Here is a 21,010-nt window from a genome sequence, read left to right as displayed (position 1 = left end):
GCGTCCAGACAACAGCCAACAAACTTTCGTGTCGCGTCGCGGCCTGTTATGGATGAGCGGGGTGGCCGAGGAACGCAGACGCATGAAGCCTATCTATATCGACTACCTCAATGCCCTCGACATCGAAGCCCTTGCCATGACCGATGCCGAGATCATCGGCGCCGTCGAGGCCGGGCTCATCGCACAAGGCAAGGGCCAGACGGTGATCGAGCCGCGTGTCCACCTCGAACCCGACCCGTCCTTCCACGGCCATTTCAATGTCCTGCGCGGCTACGTCGCGCCCCTCGATACCGCGGGCGTCAAGATCGTCGGCGACTATGTCGACAACTACCTTCACGGCCTGCCTTCGGAATTCGGCATCCTCAATTTGTTCGATCCGCGCACCGGTACCCCACGCGCCATCCTCGACGCCACCGTCATCACCGACATGCGCACCGGCGCCGTCACCGCCATCGGCGCCAAACATCTGGCGCGCAAGAACTCGAAGGTGCTGGCCCATATCGGCGCGCGCGGCACGGCCTACTGGAACGTGCGCCTGCTCGACCATCTCTTCGATTTCGACGAAATCCGCGTCCACTCGCGCCGGCCGGAAAGCCGCGACGGCTTTGCCGCCAAATTGTCGGCCGACCTCGGCAAGACGGTCACCGCCGTGGCCGACTGGAAAAGCTGCGTCGAAGGGGCCGACATTGTCGTCGAGGCCTCGCGCCTGCCGGAGCCGCAACCGCTGCTCAAGACCGAATGGATCAAGCCCGGCGCGCTGGTGGTGCCCTATGGCACGATGAGCGCGGTGGAGCTGTCGCTGACCGACATCATGCAGAAGATGGTCGTCGACGATTGGGGCCAGTGCAAGGGCGGCAAGTTCGGCTCGCTGCGCGCCCATGTCGAGACCGGGCGGCTGAGCGAGACGACGCTGCATGCCGAACTCGGCCAGATCGCCGCCGGCCTGAGGCCGGGACGGCAGAGCGACGACGAGACCATCCTGTTCTGGCATCGTGGCCTGTCGCTGTCCGACATCGCGCTTGGCAAGGCGATGCTGTCCAAGGCACAGGCGCAAGGCATCGGCCAGAGGCTGCGCTTCGCATGAGCGCCCTCGTCCTCACCGGGGCCGGCGTCAGCGTCGGCGATGTCGCCGCCGTCGCCCGCGAGGCGCGCAAGGTGGAAATCGGAGCCGATGTCATCGGCAGGCTGGAGAAGGCGCGAAAGGTGCTCGACCAGGCCGCGGCCTCGGGCCAGCAGATCTACGGCCTGAACACCGGTCTCGGCGCCAATCTCGGCACATCGGTCGAGGGTGACGCCAGCGCCTTCCAGCGCCAGTTGCTCGAAGGCCGCAGCGGCGCGGTCGGCGGGGCCCTGCCGGTCGAAACCGTGCGGGCAACCATGCTCGCCCGCCTGACGATGCTGTCGGCGGGCGGCTCCGGCCTGTCGCCCGCCGTGTTCGTTGCCCTGGTCGATGTCCTCAACGCCGGCGTCCATCCGGTGATGCCGTCGCTCGGCTCCATCGGCGCCGGCGACCTGGTGCTGATGACCGCGATCGCCCGCCTGCTGATCGGCGAAGGCGAAGCCGATTATCAGGGAAGGCGCATGCCGGCGGTCAAGGCGCTGATGATGGCCCGTCTCGGCCCCATCGGCCTGGCGCCCAAGGATGGGCTGTCGCTGATCAACGCTTCCGCCGTCTCCGCCGGCGGCGGCTCGCTTGTGGTCACGGACGCGTTTTCGGCCCTTGACCAGCAGCAGCAGGCCGGCGCGCTGACCATGGAAGGGTTTGGCGCCAACCGCACCATCCTCGACCCGCGCCTGCACATGGCGCGGCCAGCCGCTGGCCAGCAGGAAGCCGCCAAGGCGCTGCACGATCTTCTCGCCCGCGACGAAGCGCCGGCGCCCACCACCCTACAGGATCCGCTGTCGATCCGCTGCATGCCCTCGATCCATGGCGTGCTGATCGAGGCGATCGGCCAGGCAAAACGCGCCGTCGAGATCGAACTCAATGCCGCCGCCGACAACCCGCTGGTTCTGAGCGACGACGGGCTGGTGCTGTCGACCGGCAACTTCCACACCGCTTCGCTGGCGCTCGCCTTCGAGGCGCTCAGCCTGGCAATCGCTCAATGCGCGGCCGCCAGTGCAGCCCGCTTCGTCCAGCTCACCGGCTCGGGCCGCAACAGCCTGCCGAAATATCTGTCGCCGGTCGGCGGCGCCTCGGCCGGTTTCGTGCCGCTGCAGAAGACGGTGACATCGATCCTGGCTGCCATCCGTCACAAGGCCAATCCGGTGATGCTCGACTTCCTGCCCGTCTCGGAAGGCGTCGAGGATCACGCCACGCAGACGCCGCTGGCGGTTTCGAAATGCGCTGACATGATCGTGCTGTGGCGGCGGTTGATCGCTTTCGAACTGATGGCGTCCGCCCAGGCCGTCGACCTGCGTGATGGGTTGACGCTGGCACCAGGCACGTCAGCCGTCCACACGGCGATACGCGCGCTGGTCCCTTCCCTGAAGGAGGACCGGCCGCTCGGCGTCGATGCGGAAGCACTCCACGCCGCACTGGCCGGCAATGCGTGGCGGCCGGCCCTAGCTCCGGCCGACCTTGTCGAGAAACAGGCGTAGCTCGGTCGGGTCCATGTGCACGATGTGCCTGTCCTCGGGATAGGCGCCGCTGTTGACGTCGGCGACATATTCGGAGAACGCCGCCACCCGCTCGGCCTGCAGCCGGTCATACTCGGCGGCGAAGTTGCGGTAGACCTTGGAGTGGCGCGGCATGTGGCCTCTGTTCTGGCCAAGGATGTCGTCGGCGAATAGATATTGCGCGTCGCAGCCGGTGCCCGCGCCCATCGACAGCATGATCAGCGACGTCCGCTCCGAGATCGCCTTCGCCACTTCGACCGGCACAACTTCTATTTCGGCGCCGATGGCGCCCACTGCCTCCAGTTGCTTCACCGCCTCGAACACCTGCATGGCCGTGTCGGCGGACTTGCCGACAGCCTTGAAGCCGCCTGTCCAGGTCGCGCGCGATGGAATGAGGCCGACATGGCCGATGACCGGAATGGCATCGTCCGCCATCCGCTGGATGGTGGCGTAGCCGGCGCTGCAATAGACCGCGTCGGCGCCGGCCTTGTAGAGCCGGAAGGCCCAGCGCAGAAAATCGTCCGACGTGCCGATCTCGTAGAAATTGTCGCCCGGCATGGTGAACAGGCTGGGTGCCGCGTCGCGGTATTGCGGATTGAGCACCAGTTCGGGCGGCACCGAGACGATGTCGACCCCTGCCCGCTCGGCGGCTTCCGCCTCGTCCAGGGTCAGCACGCGCAGCATGGTCAGTTGCCGCTTGCCCTTCATGGCGCGCAGATCGGCGACGGTCAGTCTCTTTCGGCTCATTGAACTCTTGTCCCTGTTTCTGGATGGCGGCTCTTCAGCCGATCTCGATCATCACCCTGCCAGCTTCGATCCGGACTGGATAGGTCTTGAGGTTGACGCAAACCGGCGCGCCCTTGGCCTGGCCGGTCTTGTAGTTGAAGCGGCCATTGTGCTTGGGACATTCGATGATGTCGTCCATGACAAGCCCGTCGGCCAGATGCGCCTTTTCATGCGTGCAAAAACCATCGGTGGCGAAGAACTCGTCATCCGGCGAGCGATAGATCGCGAAGCTCCGCCCACCATGGTCGAAGCGGATGACATCCTCTTCCTCGACATCGTCCACGGCGCACGCTTCCAGCCACTCGGCCATCTCAATCTCCTGCGGACATTATCGATCCCTATTCGGCCGCCGCCGACATATCGACCTCGTGGAACTCGCCGCGATAGGGCCTGGCCGTCGGCGGCAGTTCGCGCTTGAGGTAATAATCCTCGTATTTCAGCTGCCGGAGCAGCACCGGCCAAACCTCGCGGTAGGCATGCCACATCGACGGGTTCGGCTGGGGCAGATCATGCTTGATCAGTTCGTGCAGCCTGGGCAGCGCGTGATAGGGCACCATCGGGAACATGTGGTGCTCCACATGGTAGTTCATGTTCCAGTAAATGAACCGGCTGATCGGGTTCATGTAGACGGTGCGGGTGTTGAGCCGGTGGTCGACGACATTGTCGGCCAGACCGATATGCTGCAGCAGGCCGGTCGTCACCATGTGCCAGGTGCCGTAGAGGCGCGGCAGGCCGATCAGCACCAGCGGTATCCACGACCTCAGCGCGATGGCAAGCGCGATCGTCCCGACATAGATGGCGACGTGCCAGCGGGCGGCGACGACCGCCCTATGCTGTTCCATCTCGGGGATATAGCTCTTCTCTTCATCCGACAGCCTGCCGAAGGCCTGTCGCACCAGCGTCGGCAGCGAATAGCGGAAATCGAGAATGCCGGTGAACGCCAGCCCCGCCTTCATCAGATCCGGCGGACGCATGACGGCGATCTCGGCGTCGCGGCCGACGATGATGGTGTCGGTGTGGTGGCGGGCATGGCTCCAGCGCCATTGCACGGGATTGCGCATCAGCATGAACGAGGCGATGTGATAAACGACATCGTTCATCCAGCGCGTGCGGAACGCCGTGCCGTGGCCGCACTCGTGCCAGCGCGAGTCGCTCGACGAGCCGTAGAGCACGCCATAGACGAACAGGAACGGCACCACCCACCACGAACCCCAGAACCCGACGATGCCGGCGGCCGAGCCCACGATGACAGCGAGCCAGATGATGGTGTCGCGGATCGCCGGGCCGTCGGAACGCTGCATAAGCTCCTTCATCGCCTTGCGCGGCACGTCGGTGTGGTACCACTCGGCCGAGGCCAGGCCGGTCTCGATCGCGGCCCGGGTGCTTTCGCCGACCAGGCTGTAGTCGCGCTTCTTTGCCATCGTCGTCACACTGACCTCCAATCGTCGCGCACCGCTGGCAATCCGGTCCGCCGGCCGGAGGGCTTGCTTTGGATGAATGTCGCGCTCATGTCCTGCCGGCCAGTCTTGGAAAGTTTCCGGAAGGCTCAGGATAATCCTGCTCGGGCTGTCGGGCGATAGCCGCGATCCTGGCTTCGGCCGCCGCGATCTCACCGGCGCCGTCGAGAACCCGGAACACCGCGTCGTAGGCCCGGCTTTCGCCATGCTCCAGCCAGATCATCTCGCCGCGCTCGCGGGCGGCGAGATCGCCCAGCACATGGTGGGTCGAAGGCTCCATCCCCAGCGCGTACTGCCCGGCCTGGAAATTCTGCCACTGGTAGGCACACGGCAACTGGTCCTTGCGCGTCACCAGTTCGAGACCGAGCCCGATGCGGTCGTTGACGACGGCCACCGGCACCTCGCCATTGGCATCGGCAGCCATCTCATGCTGCCAGACCTGTTCGCTGAAGCCCGGTTGCGGCGCAGGCGCCGTGCGATAGCCGACCTTCTGCGCCGCGTAGCGCTCGCCGGCATGGCCGGCCCAGACGACGTCGTGGATCGGCGCCAGATAACGCGAGCCCTCATCCAGCAAGGGATGGCTGATATTGACATGATAGAAATACATATGCGGCGTGCGGTTGAAGCCGTGATTGACGACATGGTCGGAAAGCCGGATCTCGTTGCCGCCGACATCGGCCTCGATGCGGCGGATGAGATGGAGGTCCTCGCCGAATACCGCCGATTGCTGGACGATGCCTTCGGCCCACAGCACGCAACGGTCGCCGTCCCAACGCTCGCCATAGCCGGTCAGCCGCGCCGGGATGGTGCCGACACGGCCATGCAGCGAATGGAGCACCGTCTTCCTGCCGGGGTAGTTGTAGCTGTCGGCGGGTACGGTCTCACGGCCCAGAACATGGTCGAGGCCGCAGGTGACGAGCAGGCCGGAGAACGAGCGCGCCCAGGCCAGCCCCCCTTCCCCTTCATACTCGTGCAGGCCCGGATGGCGAAAGCCGCTCGGTGAATGCCAGCCGATCGCCTGGCCCTTGAAGTCGCAATCGGCGATGTCGAGCGCCCGGTCGACCAGCGCGGTGAAGCGCAGGCCCGAGCCGGTGCGGAATTCGAGCATACGGATGCCGCGCTCCACACCGTCGCCGAGCGTCATCAGCCGCACGCCGGCGAATTGCGACAGCATGCCGGATCGCTCGGCCACTTGCCGGCGTGACAGCGTCTTGCCGTATAGCTCTACCATGCGACGCCCTTCACTTTGCCCTCGCCTCCTTGAGCAAGGCCGACATGTCGGCGCCGGTGATGATGCTTTCCACGGTCAAGAGGTCGGTGTCGGCGACCGTCTGTTCGGCGACGATCTCACCGCGCCGCATCACGACGATGCGGTCGGCGACCTGGAAGACATGGTGGATGTTGTGGGTGATCAGCAGCACCGAATGGCCGGCGTCGCGCACCTCCTTGACGAAACGCAGCACGCCATGGGTCTCCTCGACGCCGAGATTGTTGGTCGGCTCGTCGAGGATGATGACCTTGGCGGCAAACTGCATGGCGCGCGAGATCGCGATCGACTGACGTTCGCCGCCAGAAAGTGTGCTGACCAGCGCGTCGGCGTCGAGCTTTTTCGAGATGCCGACGCGCTTGAGCAGTTCGGAGGCGGCCTTGCGCAGCTTGGCGAGGTCGAGCGGCGCGAACACGCCGAGCCAACCGAAATTGACCGGCTCCCGGCCGAGGAAAAGATTGCGCGCGATGCTGAGGTCCGGCGCCAGCGACGTGTCCTGGTGGATGGTCTCGATGCCGAGGTCCATCGCATCCCTGGTCGAACGGATCGAGACCTTCTCGCCGCGCACATAGATGTCGCCGCGATCGACCGGAAACACACCCGAGATCGCCTTGATCAGCGTCGATTTGCCGGCGCCATTGTCGCCGAGCAGCGCCACCACCTCGCCTTCCCGCAGTGTCAGCGAGGCGTTCTTCAGCGCCCGCACGCTGCCGAAGGACTTTTGCAGGTTCTGCAGCCGAAGTACTTCTTGCGTCATCGTCAGCCCCTTGCGGCGTTCTTCTGCAGCAAAGCGTGCAGGATGAGCATGGCGAGGATGATCAGGCCGACAAAGATGTTGTAGGCGAGCCCGGGCACGCCGATCAGCACGATGCCGTTGCGGATGGCGCGCAGCATCAGCGCGCCGACGATCGTGCCGAGGATAGTGCCGCGTCCGCCGGTCAGCGCCGTGCCGCCGACCACCACCATGGCGATCACTTCCAGCTCGTAGCCGGTGCCGGCCACCGGCGAGGCGGCGGAGATGCGGAAGGCGCTGATCATGCCGGCAAGGCCGGCCAGCATGGAGGTCGCGACGAACAGCCAGATCTTGACGCTATCGGCGGGCACGCCGCGCGCCACCGCCGCGTTGCGGTTCGAACCAATGGCGCTGATCCAGTTGCCGAGCTTGGCGTAACGCAGGATGTAGATGGCAAACGCCGAAAGGCCGATGAACCACCACAGCGATGTGTAGAAGCGGAACGAACCGATGTTGAAGCTGCCCGCCAGCAGTGTCACGAAGAATCCCGGCTGGTCCCAGGATTTCAGCGGAAAGCCCTGCGTGATGTAAAGCGCTGCCCCGCGCACGACGAGCAGCATCGACAGTGTCACCAGGAAGGACGAAATGCCGATCTTGGTGACGATCAGTCCGTTGATCGCGCCGATCGCGATGCAGAGCAGCAGCCCGGTAAGCAGCGCCACGCCGATATCGACGCCCCCATTCTGCACCAGCAGCATCACCACCACAGGCGCCAGCCCGAACACCGCGCCAACGGAAAGGTCGAATTCGCCTGCCGTCAAAAGCAGTGTCATGCCAAGCGCGATGATGCCGAGCTCGGGCAGGAACGCCATCATGTTGGAGATGTTGAGCGGCGACAGGAAATTGGCGTCGGCGACAGCAAACACCGCCAGCAGGACGATGAGGATGATGAAGGAGGAGAATTGCGGCGAGCACAGCAGGCTGGACCTGCCTTTCGCCCTCGGCGCGTCGTCTTCTGCGGCAATTGTCATGACTGCTTGGACCATGCTTGGAAAAACGCCCGCCGCTTTAGGCGGGCGCCGGCTTCTCATTTCTTGTCGTAGAGCTTCAGGATCGGCTCGACGCTGGCGGCGTCGTAGAGACCGAAAGTATGGATGTCGTAGCCGATCGGTTCGCCCGAGGCAGCGAGCCCGAGCAGCGCCACCGGCATGAAGCCCTGCGCGGACGGGTACTGCCAGGCGGCGGCGTTGACGAAGCCATCCTTGACGGCCTGCGCCGTCTCCTTGGAATTGCCCCAGCCGACGACGGGGATTTTGCCCGCCGGCACACCGGCGCCATCGAACACGCGCTTGACGCTGGCCGCCACGGAATCGCCGAGCGCGATGATCGCCGGCGGATTGTTGGCGACCATGTAGTCGGTCATCTTGGCGATGATGCCGGCCGGATCGGTGCCGCAATCGACCACGTCATATTTGATCCCCAACGGATCGAAAACGCTGGCAATGCCCTCAGTCTCGAGCTGCTGATAGCTGGCGCCGGGAACCTCGACCGGCAGGAACACCTTGTCGCCCTGCTTCACCATCTTGTGGTCGACGAGGTATTTGGCCCAGGTGACGCCCGCTTCCTTGAGATCCGCGCCGACATAGGCCTGCCGTCCGGTCGCCGGATCGTCGGTGTTGAAGAACACGATCGGGATGCCGGCCGCCTTTGCCGCTTTCACCTCCTCGGTCCACAGGCCCGGCTGCGCCGAGGTGGTGGCGATGCCGTCGGGCTTGGCGGCAAGCGCCGAATTGAAGGCCTCCTTCTGTGCCGCCATGTCGCCGCCGCTGAAGGAGATCTTGCAGGTCACCTTGAGCTGGTCGCAGGCCTTGGTCGCGCCGGCGTTCCAGTCGATCCAGAACGCATCCGAGGGGCCGCCATGCGACAAGAGATAGAAGGTCTTCTGGCCGTCCTGCGCCTGCGCCGTCGTGCCAAGGGCGACGCCGGCGAGCACTGTCGCGGCGGCAGCCAGTTTCCAAGCGAATTTCAACATTCTTTCCTCCCTTGTTTGACGCCGCGCCGCCACGCACCGGGCGGCGCGGCTAGCCGTCACAGGCCGTTGGCGCGGAACTTCCCGTCGAGGAACGTCTTGGCGCGCGGCACGTCGTCCTCCGACAGATGCTCGATGATCACAGGGATGTTCGGATGCTTTTCAGCCAGGCGCTGGAGATAGAGGTCGTAGTTCAGCGAACCGAGGCCGGGCGCCGGCAGTTCGATTTCACCAACCCCACGGAAGGTGTGGCTTTCCATCGCGTCGGCGTCACCGATGTCGGCATGCTTCTCCGACTTGTCGTCGCCCGAGCGCTTGACGTCCTTGGCATGCGCGATCTTGATCTTGTCGGTCAGCGTGTCGAACACCTGGTTCAGGATCTGGTCCATCCGGTCGATGTTGTGGGTCTCGAAATAATTGGTCGGATCCATCAGCAGGCCGAGACCGGGATGATCGACCTGCGCGAACATCCTGACCGTCTCCTCGACCGAGCCGACGACGTTGTTGACATAGGTTTCGAGCAGGAACACCGCGCCGTGGTCATAGGCCGTCTGGGCGAGGTCGGCGATCACCTTGCGGCATTCCTCGAACCCTTCCTCGGTCTTGTTCTTGGGATGATGCACCCAGTCGGACTCGGTGTTGTAGGTGCCGGTTTCCGAGATCACGTAAGGCGAGCCGAAATGACGGGCGTTACGGATTATCTCCTTGAGATAGCCGACGCGCTTGTCACGCTCGGCTTTGTCAGGATGAATGATGTTGGTGTAGCCCGACACGCAGCAGACCGGCAGATTGTTGTCGCGGAAGACGTCGCGCACCTTCTTGGCCTTGTCCTTGGTGATCTGGCCGGCCGACAGGTCGACATCCCTGAAATGCAGGTCGAGCTGCACCGTATTGAAACCGAGCCCGCGGATCTTCTTCGCCGTCTCTTCAAGGCCGTACGGGAAATAGCCCGTGAAAATACCTGCCTGCATCATGATGTGAATTCCTCCCTGTAAGCGATTCAGTTGCCAGTGATTTCAGCTGCCGGTGATTTCAGCTGCCAGTGATTTTCAGTTGATCGAGTTTGTCGAGATTTCGGAAAGCTTGACGGTGCGGCCCAACGCGATGGAGCGGTAGCCCGCCTCCACCAGCGCCATGGTCTTGACGTTGTCGGCAACAGTGAGCGCCGGCGGCGTGCCGGTCTTCACCGCATGCTGCAACTGCTCCATCACCCCGATGAAGGCATGCGGGAACCACATCGTCTCCCAGCTCGGGCTGACCCACTCGCCCCCGGTCGTCTCCGCCGAGGCGTAAGTCAGTGTCGAGGCGGCACCCGTCGGCCAGCCGATCGTGCCCTTGGCGACGCCCTTGGTGCCGTCGACGCGCCAGTTGATGTGCTGGTCGTCGCGATAGCCCTCCTGGCGCGGACCGGACCAGACGTCCTCCAGCGACACGGCGAGCACGCCTGTGGGGAAACGCAGCGTCGAGACGGTGATGCCGTCGGAATGTTCGAACTGCGTGCGCGGATCCTTACGCGTCAGCGTCGTGATCTCGTCGGGATCGCCGAACAGGAAGCGCAGCACGTCGAGGTGATGCACGCTCATATTGGCGAGCGTCAGCCGGTCGTAACCTTGAAGGAAAGTCTGCCAATGCGGGATGGCATGCATGTCGATCTGCGCGAAGACGATATCGCCCAGCGCGCCGCTGTCGATGATCTGCTTCAACACGCGCATCGACTGGTCGTAACGCATGTTCTGATTGACCGAGAGGATCTTGCCGGCCTTCGCCGCCTCGTCGCGCAGCTTGACGGCTTCCTCGACCGACAGCGCCAGGGGCTTCTGCGCCAGGATCCCCTTGATATGCTTCTGCTTCAGCGCATGGCGGATCAGCGCCGGCTGCTGGTCGGGCGGAAAGGCAAGGTCGATGATCTCGATATTTGCGTCCTCGATCAGTTGTTCAGGCGTGTCGTGGACGGTCGGGATGCTCCAACGGTCGGCGACCTTTTGCGCATTCGCTTTTGTGCGCGAAGCGATCGCCACCACCGGGAACCCCGCCTCCTTGTAAGCGGCCAGGTGGCACTCGGCCATGATCATGCCGGCGCCGACGCAGCCGATCCTGTATTCCTTCGTGCGGACCTTCACATCCGGCTCGAAGCTCTTGCATGTCATGCCTTCCTCCCGAAATTCTGTCCTCGCGGCCGCATTCATCTTGCCAACGCGCCTCCGCCCTGTCCGAAATAATGCACGCGTGCCGGCTCGCAGGATATCGCCACCATCGCATCGGGCCTGATATCGGGCTGGCCGCGCAGCAATGCCTTCAGCCGCGCCTGCCCGGCGGCGAGCGTCACCACGGTGTAGCCGCCAAGCGGCTCGACCTCGAACACCCGCGCCGGGCGGCCCCGGCCCGCCTTCTCGTTGTCGCTCCAGGGGCTGACCTTGATGTCCTCCGGCCTCAGTCCGATCTCGACTGCGTCGGCCGGAGCCGCGCGGTCGGCGATGCTGAGCGCGCCTTCGGCGGCTTCGACGCCGCTCTCGCCGCGAACGGATTTGAGGATGTTCATGACAGGCGAACCGAGCAGCCGCGCCACATAGGTGCTGACCGGGCGGTCATAGATCTCGGCCGGCGCGCCGATCTGCCTGATCCTGCCATTGTCCAGGATGGCGATGCGGTCGGCGATCGACATCGCCTCTTCCTGGTCATGGGTGACATAGATCAGCGTCTTGCCGAGGTCGCGCTGGATGCGCTTCAACTCGACGCGCGTTTCCTCGCGCAGCCGCGCATCGAGCGCCGAGATCGGATCGTCCATCAGGTAGGCATTGGGATCGCGCACCAGCGCCCGTGCGATCGCCACGCGCTGCCGCTCGCCGCCCGAAAGCTGTGCCGGCGGCTTGTGCAGGATATGACCGATATGCAGCTTGGCCGCGACATCGGCGACGCGCCGCTTGATATCGACGTCGGCGACCTTCCGCTCGACCAGCGGAAAGCGGACATTGTCGAGCGCGCTCATATGCGGGAACAACGCCAGGTTCTGGAACACCATCGCCACGTTGCGCTCGGCCGGCGACACGGTGTTGACCGGCCTGCCACCGATGAGGATTTCGCCGGCATCCGGCGTCTCCAGCCCGAGCACCAGCCGCAGGATGGTCGACTTGCCCGACAGCGGCGGCCCGAAGAAGCAAAAGAACTCGTTGTCGTTGACGGTGAACGAGGCATCGTCGACGGCGAGTGTGTCGCCGTAGCGTTTCGTGACATTGCGGAAGACGATATCGGCCATGGCTCAGCCCGCCCCCATCGCAAGGCCGCTGACGGCGTCGAAGACGCGCACCGATGGCGCCGCGGGTGCGACGACGGCGGCCTGCCCGATCGACAACCCGACATCATTGTCGAACACCGCTTTCACTGCGCCCTCGCCCTGTCCGAGATGAACGATGGTACGTGCACCGATGCGTTCGACGAAGGTGACAGGCATGGCAAGCCCGCGCCCGTCTTGGGCCAAGGCCACCTGTTCCGGCCGGAAGCCGTAGAGGACCTCGCCCCCTGCGCCGCGCACGCTGGCCGCCAGCTCATCCGGCAATGGCGGCGTGATGCCCAGCGGCCCGAGATCGACGACCAGACCCCGGTCGCTCTCCGCCGGCCTGCCCTTGAGCAGGTTCATGCCGGGCGCGCCGATGAAGCGGGCGACGAAGACATTGGCCGGATTGTTGTAGACTTCGAGCGGCGTGCCGACCTGCTGCAGCACGCCATGGTCCATGACCGCGATGCGGTCGGCCATGGTCATGGCTTCCAACTGGTCGTGGGTGACATAGACCATGGTCTGCTTGAACTGGCGCTGCAGCTGTTTCAGCTCGGTGCGCATGACCGCGCGGAAGGCCGCGTCGACATTGGACAGCGGCTCGTCGAGCAGGAAGATCGCCGGCTCCATGATTGCCGAGCGGCCGATCGCCACGCGCTGCAGGATATTGACCGAGAGCCTGTCGGCCTTGCGGTCGAGCAGCGGCGTCAGTTGCAGCAGTTCGGCGATGGCACCGACGCGCCGGTCGATCTCGGCTTTGGCGGCGCCCCGCATCCTCGGCCCGTAGGCAAGGTTCTGCCGCACCGTCATGTGAGTGAAGATGGCATAATTCTGGAACACGAAGCCGACGCCGCGCCGGCCCATCGGCACCCCGGCCATGTCGCGCTCGCCGAACAGGATCTTGCCGCTGCTCGGCTCTTCCATGCCGGCGATCATGTTCATCGTCGTCGACTTGCCGCAGCCGGACGGCCCGAGCAGCGCCATGAACTCGCCATCCGATATGTCGAGGTCCATGGTCTTCAGCGCCGTGAAGTCGCCGAATGTCTTGGTGAGGTGCTTGAGTTGGATCGTGCTCATGCCGGCACCTGCCTTGCCCGCGCCATGCGCTTCATGGCGAACACGGCGACGATGGAGAGCACGACCAGGATGGCGAGCGCGATCGCCGCGACATAGCCCCAGATCAGGTCCTGCGTGGTGACCTTGTAGATGTAGACGGAGATGGTTTCGGTGGCGACGCCGGGGCCGCCGCCGGTCATGATGTAGAGCGTGTCGAAGATCTTGAAGTTCTCGATCACCCGGATCGCCAGCGCGATGATGATGATCGTCTTCATCTTCGGCAGCACGATGGTGGTAAAGCGCTGCCAGGGATTGGCGCCGAGCAGCGTCGCTGCCTTGATCTGGTCCTCCGGCACGCCGACGAGGCCCGCGAGCAGGATCAGGAACATCAGCGGCGTCCACTGCCAGATATCGGCGATCATCACCGCGATCAGCGCCAGCGTCGGGTCCGACAGCCAGGCGATGGTGACTTGCGTGCCGGTGACTGCCGACAGGATGTCGTTCACCGGGCCGCCTGACTGGAACAGCATGAAGAACATGTAGCCGGCCACCGCCGGCACCACCATCATCGGCATCAAGAGGATCGAATAGAAGATGCGCTTGCCGGGAAAATCGTCGGCGAACAGCGTCGCAAGCGCCAGGCCGAGCAGGAACTCGGCTGGCACGCAGACGATCATGACGATGGCAGTGCGCTTCAGCGCGCTCCAGAAGCGCGCGTCGGCGGCGAGGTCGGTGTAGTTGGCGAAGCTGTTCCACATCTCCCAGGCGTTCCACCAGCCGAGGCCCGAGAGCGGCGACCAGTCGGTGACGCTGATGTAGAGCTGCATCAGGAGCGGAAAGGCAGAGATGAACAGCACCAGGATCTGCGCCGGCAAGGTCAGGCGAAAGCCCAGCCGCGTGCCTTCGTCGCGCAGGACTGGCTTGCCGCGCACGGCGCCCATCTCGTCCTCCGAAATAGCCACGGTCACGGCGCTCATTGCTTGAGCGCCCCGAAGGTCAGCCCGCGCACCAGGTGGCGCTGGATGGCGATGCCCATGATGACTGGCGGTACGGCGGCGATCAGCCCGAGTGCTGCCTTGGCGCCATAGAGCTGGCCGGTCATCGAGGATGACAGCGAGGCCATGTAGACAGGGATCGTCACCCATTCGCGCGTCGTCAGAAGCAGCGCGATCAGATAGTCCGACCAGTTGAGGATGAAGACGAAGAGTGCCGCACTCGCCAGCGGCGCACGCATCATCGGCAGCGTGATGCGGGTGAAGACGCGCAGCCGCGAGCAGCCCTCGACCAAGGCGGCCTCCTCGATCTCGCGCGGCATGTCGTCGAAGAAGGTCTTCATCAGCCAGAAGGCGAACGGCAGCGTGACGATGCCATAGATCAGCGCCAGCCCCCACCAGCTGTCGGTGAAATTGAGGAAGGCCCACATGATCATCACGGGGATCATGACGGCCATCGGCGGAAACAGCCTGAGCTGGATCAGCGCCAGCGGCAGGTTCTGTCCGGAGCCGAAGCGCGACAGGCCGTAGGCGGCGGCCGTGCCCGCTGACATGGCGATCGCGGTGCCGAACACCGCCGACAGCAGTGACGACAGGATCGGCTTCAGCGCGGTGCGGTCGAGCGCCACGATCAGATTGTTGGTGGATTCGCCGAACACGAACTGGAAATTGCTGAGCGTCGGGTTCTTCGGCCACCATGTCAGGTCCGCACCCGTCGCCGACCATTCGGCGATCGGCTTGAAGGCCATCGAGACCATCCACAGGATCGGCACCAGCGTGACGGCCATCGCCGCCAGGATCGCGGCGTAGCGGAATATCTCGAAGGGGACGGAACGCTTCATCTGGCTGCTTTTGCTGGTGGCGTCGGTTGCGGAGGGGAAGAGCTTTCGCCCCTCCCCCTCCGGATCTGATCCAGGGAGACGGATCAGCTGATCGGATCGAGAACGGTCGGCCAGGCCTCCTTGTTGGTCCTGATGGCTTCGAGCAATTTGTCCTCGCCGATGCGCCGGGCGATCTTCTTCCACTCGGTTTCGGTGTCGGCCATCGCCTGCTCCGACGTCTTGGCCTTGGTCAGCGAGGCCATGAGGTTTTCGTCCAGCGCGTTGTGGAAGGCGGTGGCGCCGGGATAGTTGATGGTCGGCACCGTTCGGGCGACCGTCTCGCGCACCACGTCCATGTGGTAGGCATGATAGGTCTGGCGCACCAGCGGATCGGAGAAATCCGAAAGCCGGAACGGATCGAGATAGCCGCCGGGGTTGGCGCTCATCCAGGCATAGATGCGCGCCGAGCCCAGCCATTGCAGCAGGAGATAGGCGACCTCCTGGTTCTTCGACTGCGACGAGACCATGCCGGTCAGCGAGAACCAGAGCACCGAGCGGCTGATCAGCTTGCCGTCGATCTCGCGGCCGGGTGGCAGCATCGTGCCGATCTTGCCGGTGACCTTGGAGTCCTTGTTGCCGGCATTGTCGAGGAATTTCGGCAGGTTGGAGAAAGCGCAGGTCATCGCCGCGCCGCCCTTGGCGAAATTGCCGTACTGCTCCGGCCAGCCCCACGAGATCGCATCCGGCGAATGGTGGGCGAGCGATTCGACATACTCGTTCGTGGCCGCGATGCCGCGTTCGGAATTGATCAGCGGCTTGCCGTCATCGCCAAACAGGAACTGGTTGGGCGAGGCCATCGACACGTAGCGCTGGTACCAGTTGGTATAGCCCCAACCCTGGTTGCGCAGGTCGGTGGAGCCAAACAGGCCCTTGTCCGGACGCTGGAAGAAGGCCGCGATATCGCCGTGCTGCTTCCAGGTTTTCGGCGGCGCCAGATCGTAGCCGTATTTGTCCTTGAAGGCCTTCTTCTCAGCTTCGTCGCCGAATAGGTCGGTGCGGTAGACCCAGGTCTGGAAGTCGCCGTCCAGCGACACGCCGTAGTTCGAGCCGCGATATTTGTTGAGCAGCGATACACCCTTGGCGCCGTCGACATAGCCGGTCTTGGGATCGTCCCATTCGGGCTTGTACTGGGCGACGAAGTCGTCGAGCTTGGCGATGCCGCCGGTCTCCGCCAGATCACCAAGGCGGTTCCACTCCGTCGAGTAGATGTCGTAGGCCCCACCCTTGGTGGAGATGTCCTGCATGGTCTTGGTGAATTCCTGACCGTTCGGCAGACCGACGATCTCGATCGGGATGCCGGTCTCCTTTTCCCAGAGCTCCTTGATCGACGGCGCGCCGGCCGGGAAAGGCTGGGTGAGCTGGCCGATCGAGCCGTCCGACAGGCCAAGCACGATCTTGGCCGGCGCCTTGCCGGCCCCCTTCAGCGCCTTGGCGGCCTCGACCGCGCGGCCTTCCGGCGTGTCGGGGCCGTATTGATAACGCTCCGCACCGTCGAAGCCGGTCGGCCCGCCGATCATGCCGGGCGCCAGTGCGTCGGCTGCATAAGCGCGGCCGGGACGAATGAATTGGGGTGCGATACCTGTCGCGGCGACGAACACCGCGGCCTTTCCTCCGGACGCCAACAACCGGCGCCGCGAGATGCGGATCAGATCAGACATTGGAATTCCTCCCTCAGGGCCAACGTTTCCTCCACGAGCCCATGAGGGATATTGACGGCAGTATCGGAAGACTGTCAACATCATAAATAATCAAAATACCTCACAACGTCGCAATGAGGCGAGGAAATGCGTCATACCGGGGTTTATACGCCGCTCCAGATGCCTCGATTTGATGGGAAATGTGGTTTCCCTTCCCGGCACGATCGTGCCCGGCGACTTGATTTAGCCTGGCGGCTTGCGCATCGGCCAAGGCCGGATAAATCATTTCCCATCAGAATCGCGGATAGCGAGGCGTTGGCGCCGTCGGACCGGCAGCCGGCATTGCGTGATCCTGATGCATTGAGGAGATGAAGACGGTGCGTTCCACCCTGACTGACATAGCCCGGGAAGCCGGCGTCTCCGCCGCCACCGTCGACCGTGTGCTCAACAACCGCCCCGGCGTGCGGGCGCGTACACGCGAGATCGTGCTCGAGATGGCGCAGCGCCTCGGCTACATCGCCGAAAGCCCGAACGGAGCGCCGCCGCGGCCCTCGCCCGGCGAGGTCATCCGCCTCGACTTCGCGCTGCCGGCGGGCACGAATTCCTTCATCAAGATGCTGCACCGCCACATCGAGGCGCAGGCCTCGGCGCGCCCCGATCTCGACGTCCACATCGCCACCATAGAGGGCTTCAATCCCGACCGGCTCGCCCGCCTGCTGCAGGATCTGCGCGGCCAGACGCAAGGCGTCGGCGTCATCGCGCTCGACCATCCGACGGTGCGCGAGGCGATCCGCTCGCTGTCGGCCAACGACGTCAAGGTGGTGACCATCGCCTCCGACATCCTGCATGTGCCGAGAGTCGCCTATATCGGCATCGACAACCGCGCTGCCGGGCGGCTGGCCGGCTATCTGCTCAACCGTTTCATGGGGTCTGGACGCCCCGGCAAGGTGGCACTGTTCGCCGGCTCGCTGTCCTATCGCGGCCATGAGGAACGCGAGATGGGATTCCGGCACATATTGACGGAAGAGTCACCCAACCTGCAGATCGTCGAGATGCGCGAAATGCTCGACGACCGCGAAAAGGCCTATTCGGAGGCGTCAGCCCTTCTGGAGCGGCACCCGGACCTTGCCGCGATCTACAATGTCGGCGCCGGCAACACCGGCATCGCGCGCGCGCTCAAGGAGCGCGGCCGTGCGCGATCCATGGTTTTCCTCGGCCATGAGGCGACGGACGGCACCAAGGAATTGCTGCTCGACGGCACGCTCGACGCGGTCATCGACCAGAACCCGCGCGTCGAGGCCCGCGAGGCGCTCAACATCCTGACCCATGCCGTCCGGGGGCTGCCCTATGAATTGCACCAGCCGAGGCTGCAGGTGATCTTCAAGGAGAACATCCCGGAGATTTGATATCCTCGGACGAACGGGACAGCGCCGCGAACGCGCGCTGCCCCGATCACTCCGGCTTACTGGACAGCGGCGACTTGCGCCGCGGCGGCGTCGACAAAGCTCTTGTCGATCCATTTGCCGTAATCGATCGAGCCTTTCAAAAGCCCGGCGCTGGCCATGAATTTTTCCTCGCCCTTCAGGGCCTCGATCGCATCGTCGGTGAGTTTCGGGTCCTGGTGAAACGCCCCATCGGCATAAGTCTTGCGCACCGATTTTTCCGACGACTTGGTCGCCTCCACGAAGGTCTTGATCGTCTCATCGGGATGAGCGTCGGCCCAGCGCGAAATCTCGATATCGACCTTCAGCAGGCGCTTGACCAGATCGGGATATTTCGCCGCGAAGGCGCCGTTGACCGAGATGACATTGGGCACGTTCCATTCCGGATGGGTGCCGGTGTCGAAGAGGATGCGGGCCTCGCTGGTATCGACCAGCTTGGCCGCCGTCGAATCCGTCTCGACGATGGCGTCGATGTCGCCGCGCAGCAGTGCCGGGCCGGATGCCTCGAAAGGCAGGTTCAGACCCTCGACATCATTCGTCGTCAGGCCGACGCTGTTCAACGCCTTGCTGAAATTTGAATGCCGCACCGTGCCGGTAAGATAGGCGACCTTCTTGCCCTTGAGGTCCTGCAATGTCTTCAGCGGAGAATCGGTCTTGACGACGATGTAGGAGCCGCCTGTCCTGACATAGCTCGACAGGCCGATCAGCTTGACGTCGGCGCCGGAGGCGGCGACACGCAGCGCCGGGTTGTTGCCGGTGTAGGTGAACTCGATCGCTCCGGTCGCCAGCGCCGTCGTTGCCTCCGAGCCGCCATTAAAGGTCACCAGTTCGACCTTGATGCCGTCCTTGGCGAATTCCTTTTCCCACCAGCCATCCTTCTGGGCGAGGATGAATTTGAGATGCCCGGGCGCGGTGCTGCCGATGCGGATGACATCGGGCTTGTCCTGCGCGAAGGCCGGCATGCCGCCAAGGCCTATGACGACGGCAATGGCGCCCTTGAGGAGCAGCCGGCGAAATCCATCGAATGCGATGCTGGTCATGGAAAAATCCTTCCTGATTGGTATGAATGGATGGCTTAAATGAGCGAAGACTCGGACTGCCCCTTCCAGGCCGTGGCCCAGCGCTCGAACCAGACGAGCAGGTAGTTGACGGTCAGCCCGATGACAGTGAGCGTCAAAATGCCCGCATACATGTCGGCCGTTTCCATCATCAGCTGCGAGTTCTGGATGAGGAAACCGAGACCGGATTTGGCCGCCAGCATCTCGGCGCCGATGACCGCGAACAGCGAGGATTTGACCGCCAGCCGCGCGCCGGCGACGATCGAGGGAATGCTCGCCGGCAGGATGACTTTTCGAAACAGGTCGAAGTCGGACGTACCCATCGAGCGTGCCGCCTTGATAAGCAGCGGATCGACCGACTTGACCCCGCTGATAGTGTTGACCAGGAGAAAGAACACCGAGGAGTAGAAGGTGATCGCCACCTTCGATTCCTCGCCAATGCCGAGCAACAGGATGAACACCGGCAGCAGCGCGAATTGCGAGGTGTTGCGCAGCGTCTGCACCAGAAGATCGCTGACCTTCTCGAACAGCGCATAGCGGCCCATCAAGAGGCCGAGCGGTATGGCCACCACCACACCGAGCGCAAAGCCGATCGCGGCGCGCTGCAAGCTGATGCCGATATGTTCGACCAGCACGCCCGAGGCGAGCAACGCCCACCAGGCGATCAGCACCTCGCTCAATGGCGGGAAGAAGATGCGGTTCAGCCAGCCGAGCCGCGGCGCGATCTCCCAGGAGAGAAAGAACAGGCCAAGCAGCGGCAAGCCATAAAGGAAGGTGCCGGCATGCGCTCCCTTCCCGCGAACCTTGGCACCCGCGGCGACACCGCGCGTCTTGATCGCAGGGACGTTCGTCGAAACCGCAGCCTCGCCGGCAGCGCTGCGAAAGCCGATGGCGGGGCCGAGCTTTTCGGTCAGATAGGCCATGGGTCTAGCTCCTCAATGGCTGAAGGCCGGCGACAGCGTCCAGTCCTTCTGCGCCTTGTTGACCTCGTCGCGCAGCACGTCCCAGACGCGGGCGCGATACAGGTTGAATTCGGTGCTGGCGCGGATATCGCCGTCGCGTGGCCTTGGCAGGTCGATATCGATGATCTCCTTCACCGCGCCGGGCCGCGCCGTCATCACCACCACGCGGTCGGCCAGGAAGATCGCCTCGTCGATCGAGTGGGTGACGAAGATGACAGTGGTCTTGATCTTGCCCCAGATGCGCAACAGCTCGCCCTGCAGCAGCTCACGCGTCTGCTGGTCGAGCGCGGCGAAGGGCTCGTCCATCAACAGCACTTCCGGATTGCTGGCCAAGGCGCGCGCGATCGCCACGCGCTGCTGCATGCCGCCGGACAGCTGATTGGGAAAACGGTCCTCGAAGCCGGCAAGGCCGAACAGCGACAACAAATGCCGGGCCGTCGCCGTCCGCTCGGCCTTGGCGACGCCGCGCACTTCCAGCGCATATTCGATGTTTGCCAGTGCCGTGCGCCAGGGAAACAGCGCATATTGCTGGAAGACATAGCCGGTCTTCGGATCAGGCTTTGTAATCCGCCTGCCGTCGAGCTGGACCTCGCCACCCGTCGCCTGCGTCAGCCCGCCGATGATGTCGAGCAGCACCGACTTGCCCGAACCACTCGGACCGACCAGCGTGATGAACTCACCCTTGCGGATGGCAAGATCGACCCCGTCGAGGACGGTGACGCGGTCGCTTGCCTCGCCGTCGACAGTGACGAACTGCCCCGGCTTGAGCTGGAAGGTCTTGCTGATGTCGTTGACGACGATGCGGTCCATGGTCCCTCGCCTC

Annotated in this window: 20 protein-coding genes; 3 read left to right on the top strand and 17 right to left on the bottom strand. The window is 64.1% G+C overall.

Going from position 1 to position 21,010, the window contains the following annotated elements; genetic code table 11:
- Nucleotides 1–82: 82 nt before the first annotated feature.
- Nucleotides 83–1,084 carry an ornithine cyclodeaminase family protein gene (locus tag EN850_RS15180; RefSeq protein ID WP_136091659.1) on the top strand — a complete coding sequence of 334 codons (1,002 nt, stop codon included), beginning with the start codon at nucleotides 83–85 and terminating at the stop codon, nucleotides 1,082–1,084.
- Nucleotides 1,081–2,598, top strand: a complete 1,518-nt coding sequence (gene hutH / locus EN850_RS15175) for a histidine ammonia-lyase (RefSeq protein ID WP_136091658.1) — start codon at nucleotides 1,081–1,083, stop codon at nucleotides 2,596–2,598. Before EN850_RS15180 ends, hutH begins: the two co-directional genes overlap by 4 nt.
- Here hutH and EN850_RS15170 read toward each other — a convergent pair.
- The 14 genes from EN850_RS15170 to EN850_RS15105 all read right to left on the bottom strand — a co-directional run bounded on the left by EN850_RS15170 (nucleotide 2,563) and on the right by EN850_RS15105 (nucleotide 16,746).
- Nucleotides 2,563–3,363 carry a 3-methyl-2-oxobutanoate hydroxymethyltransferase gene (locus tag EN850_RS15170; RefSeq protein WP_136091657.1) on the bottom strand — a complete coding sequence of 267 codons (801 nt, stop codon included), beginning with the start codon at nucleotides 3,361–3,363 and terminating at the stop codon, nucleotides 2,563–2,565. The genes hutH and EN850_RS15170 overlap by 36 nt on opposite strands.
- Before the next feature lie 34 nt (nucleotides 3,364–3,397).
- Complete coding sequence (locus tag EN850_RS15165; RefSeq protein WP_136091656.1) at nucleotides 3,398–3,712, bottom strand: MocE family 2Fe-2S type ferredoxin; 315 nt, start codon at nucleotides 3,710–3,712, stop codon at nucleotides 3,398–3,400.
- A gap of 28 nt (nucleotides 3,713–3,740) precedes the next feature.
- Entirely contained in the window at nucleotides 3,741–4,823 is a 1,083-nt protein-coding gene (locus EN850_RS15160; RefSeq protein WP_136091715.1) for a fatty acid desaturase family protein, read from the bottom strand.
- An 85-nt stretch (nucleotides 4,824–4,908) separates the two neighbouring features.
- Nucleotides 4,909–6,090, bottom strand: a complete 1,182-nt coding sequence (locus EN850_RS15155) for an aldose 1-epimerase family protein (RefSeq protein ID WP_136091655.1) — start codon at nucleotides 6,088–6,090, stop codon at nucleotides 4,909–4,911.
- A gap of 10 nt (nucleotides 6,091–6,100) precedes the next feature.
- A complete protein-coding gene (locus tag EN850_RS15150) occupies nucleotides 6,101–6,883 on the bottom strand; it encodes an ATP-binding cassette domain-containing protein (RefSeq protein WP_127280339.1) in 783 nt (260 codons plus the stop codon).
- Between the two features lie 2 nt (nucleotides 6,884–6,885).
- Nucleotides 6,886–7,890 (bottom strand): ABC transporter permease, encoded by a 1,005-nt coding sequence (locus EN850_RS15145; protein ID WP_245511823.1) that lies wholly within the window; start codon nucleotides 7,888–7,890, stop codon nucleotides 6,886–6,888.
- Nucleotides 7,891–7,946: 56 nt separating this feature from the next.
- Nucleotides 7,947–8,891, bottom strand: coding sequence for a substrate-binding domain-containing protein (locus tag EN850_RS15140; RefSeq protein ID WP_136091654.1), 945 nt, complete (start codon nucleotides 8,889–8,891; stop codon nucleotides 7,947–7,949).
- A gap of 56 nt (nucleotides 8,892–8,947) precedes the next feature.
- Entirely contained in the window at nucleotides 8,948–9,862 is a 915-nt protein-coding gene (locus EN850_RS15135; protein WP_127279317.1) for a sugar phosphate isomerase/epimerase, read from the bottom strand.
- Nucleotides 9,863–9,937: 75 nt separating this feature from the next.
- Nucleotides 9,938–11,035 carry a Gfo/Idh/MocA family oxidoreductase gene (locus EN850_RS15130; RefSeq protein WP_136091653.1) on the bottom strand — a complete coding sequence of 366 codons (1,098 nt, stop codon included), beginning with the start codon at nucleotides 11,033–11,035 and terminating at the stop codon, nucleotides 9,938–9,940.
- 35 nt (nucleotides 11,036–11,070) lie between these two features.
- Nucleotides 11,071–12,141: an ABC transporter ATP-binding protein gene (locus tag EN850_RS15125; protein WP_135866217.1), complete on the bottom strand. Its 1,071-nt coding sequence runs from the start codon at nucleotides 12,139–12,141 to the stop codon at nucleotides 11,071–11,073.
- 3 nt (nucleotides 12,142–12,144) lie between these two features.
- On the bottom strand, nucleotides 12,145–13,236 hold the full coding sequence (locus EN850_RS15120; protein ID WP_136091652.1) for an ABC transporter ATP-binding protein: 1,092 nt from the start codon (nucleotides 13,234–13,236) through the stop codon (nucleotides 12,145–12,147).
- Nucleotides 13,233–14,192, bottom strand: a complete 960-nt coding sequence (locus EN850_RS15115) for a sugar ABC transporter permease (RefSeq protein WP_136091651.1) — start codon at nucleotides 14,190–14,192, stop codon at nucleotides 13,233–13,235. The genes EN850_RS15120 and EN850_RS15115 overlap by 4 nt, the downstream gene beginning before the upstream one ends.
- Complete coding sequence (locus EN850_RS15110; RefSeq protein WP_015317068.1) at nucleotides 14,189–15,049, bottom strand: carbohydrate ABC transporter permease; 861 nt, start codon at nucleotides 15,047–15,049, stop codon at nucleotides 14,189–14,191. Before EN850_RS15110 ends, EN850_RS15115 begins: the two co-directional genes overlap by 4 nt.
- A gap of 83 nt (nucleotides 15,050–15,132) precedes the next feature.
- A complete protein-coding gene (locus tag EN850_RS15105) occupies nucleotides 15,133–16,746 on the bottom strand; it encodes an extracellular solute-binding protein (protein WP_136091650.1) in 1,614 nt (537 codons plus the stop codon).
- Between the two features lie 356 nt (nucleotides 16,747–17,102).
- On the opposite strand from EN850_RS15105, the gene EN850_RS15100 reads away from it, so the two are divergent.
- Nucleotides 17,103–18,131 (top strand): LacI family DNA-binding transcriptional regulator, encoded by a 1,029-nt coding sequence (locus EN850_RS15100; RefSeq protein ID WP_136091649.1) that lies wholly within the window; start codon nucleotides 17,103–17,105, stop codon nucleotides 18,129–18,131.
- Nucleotides 18,132–18,187: 56 nt separating this feature from the next.
- Here EN850_RS15100 and EN850_RS15095 read toward each other — a convergent pair whose 3' ends face one another.
- The 3 genes from EN850_RS15095 to EN850_RS15085 are packed head-to-tail and all read right to left on the bottom strand — an operon-like array spanning nucleotide 18,188 to nucleotide 20,997.
- On the bottom strand, nucleotides 18,188–19,207 hold the full coding sequence (locus EN850_RS15095; RefSeq protein ID WP_136091648.1) for an aliphatic sulfonate ABC transporter substrate-binding protein: 1,020 nt from the start codon (nucleotides 19,205–19,207) through the stop codon (nucleotides 18,188–18,190).
- Between the two features lie 35 nt (nucleotides 19,208–19,242).
- Nucleotides 19,243–20,148, bottom strand: a complete 906-nt coding sequence (locus EN850_RS15090; RefSeq protein WP_127873219.1) for an ABC transporter permease — start codon at nucleotides 20,146–20,148, stop codon at nucleotides 19,243–19,245.
- A gap of 12 nt (nucleotides 20,149–20,160) precedes the next feature.
- Entirely contained in the window at nucleotides 20,161–20,997 is an 837-nt protein-coding gene (locus tag EN850_RS15085; protein WP_135916711.1) for an ABC transporter ATP-binding protein, read from the bottom strand.
- Nucleotides 20,998–21,010 lie beyond the last annotated feature (13 nt).

The sequence above is a fragment of the Mesorhizobium sp. M8A.F.Ca.ET.207.01.1.1 genome, from assembly GCF_004794715.1.
In the GTDB taxonomy this organism is placed as follows: Bacteria; Pseudomonadota; Alphaproteobacteria; order Rhizobiales; family Rhizobiaceae; genus Mesorhizobium.
This window is presented reverse-complemented; position numbering and strand designations above follow the sequence as displayed.

Bases quoted from the DNA above. Each gene is read 5' to 3' on its own strand.
- EN850_RS15140 (WP_136091654.1), bottom strand. From the start codon at position 8,891: ATGTTGAAATTCGCTTGGAAACTGGCTGCCGCCGCGACAGTGCTCGCC.
- EN850_RS15135 (WP_127279317.1), bottom strand. From the start codon at position 9,862: ATGATGCAGGCAGGTATTTTCACGGGCTATTTCCCGTACGGCCTTGAA.
- EN850_RS15120 (WP_136091652.1), bottom strand. From the start codon at position 13,236: ATGAGCACGATCCAACTCAAGCACCTCACCAAGACATTCGGCGACTTC.
- EN850_RS15110 (WP_015317068.1), bottom strand. From the start codon at position 15,049: ATGAAGCGTTCCGTCCCCTTCGAGATATTCCGCTACGCCGCGATCCTG.
- EN850_RS15180 (WP_136091659.1), top strand. From the start codon at position 83: ATGAAGCCTATCTATATCGACTACCTCAATGCCCTCGACATCGAAGCC.
- EN850_RS15145 (WP_245511823.1), bottom strand. From the start codon at position 7,890: ATGACAATTGCCGCAGAAGACGACGCGCCGAGGGCGAAAGGCAGGTCC.
- EN850_RS15150 (WP_127280339.1), bottom strand. From the start codon at position 6,883: ATGACGCAAGAAGTACTTCGGCTGCAGAACCTGCAAAAGTCCTTCGGC.
- hutH (WP_136091658.1), top strand. From the start codon at position 1,081: ATGAGCGCCCTCGTCCTCACCGGGGCCGGCGTCAGCGTCGGCGATGTC.
- EN850_RS15165 (WP_136091656.1), bottom strand. From the start codon at position 3,712: ATGGCCGAGTGGCTGGAAGCGTGCGCCGTGGACGATGTCGAGGAAGAG.
- EN850_RS15160 (WP_136091715.1), bottom strand. From the start codon at position 4,823: ATGGCAAAGAAGCGCGACTACAGCCTGGTCGGCGAAAGCACCCGGGCC.
- EN850_RS15155 (WP_136091655.1), bottom strand. From the start codon at position 6,090: ATGGTAGAGCTATACGGCAAGACGCTGTCACGCCGGCAAGTGGCCGAG.
- EN850_RS15105 (WP_136091650.1), bottom strand. From the start codon at position 16,746: ATGTCTGATCTGATCCGCATCTCGCGGCGCCGGTTGTTGGCGTCCGGA.
- EN850_RS15115 (WP_136091651.1), bottom strand. From the start codon at position 14,192: ATGAGCGCCGTGACCGTGGCTATTTCGGAGGACGAGATGGGCGCCGTG.
- EN850_RS15125 (WP_135866217.1), bottom strand. From the start codon at position 12,141: ATGGCCGATATCGTCTTCCGCAATGTCACGAAACGCTACGGCGACACA.
- EN850_RS15170 (WP_136091657.1), bottom strand. From the start codon at position 3,363: ATGAGCCGAAAGAGACTGACCGTCGCCGATCTGCGCGCCATGAAGGGC.
- EN850_RS15130 (WP_136091653.1), bottom strand. From the start codon at position 11,035: ATGACATGCAAGAGCTTCGAGCCGGATGTGAAGGTCCGCACGAAGGAA.
- EN850_RS15095 (WP_136091648.1), bottom strand. From the start codon at position 19,207: ATGACCAGCATCGCATTCGATGGATTTCGCCGGCTGCTCCTCAAGGGC.
- EN850_RS15090 (WP_127873219.1), bottom strand. From the start codon at position 20,148: ATGGCCTATCTGACCGAAAAGCTCGGCCCCGCCATCGGCTTTCGCAGC.
- EN850_RS15085 (WP_135916711.1), bottom strand. From the start codon at position 20,997: ATGGACCGCATCGTCGTCAACGACATCAGCAAGACCTTCCAGCTCAAG.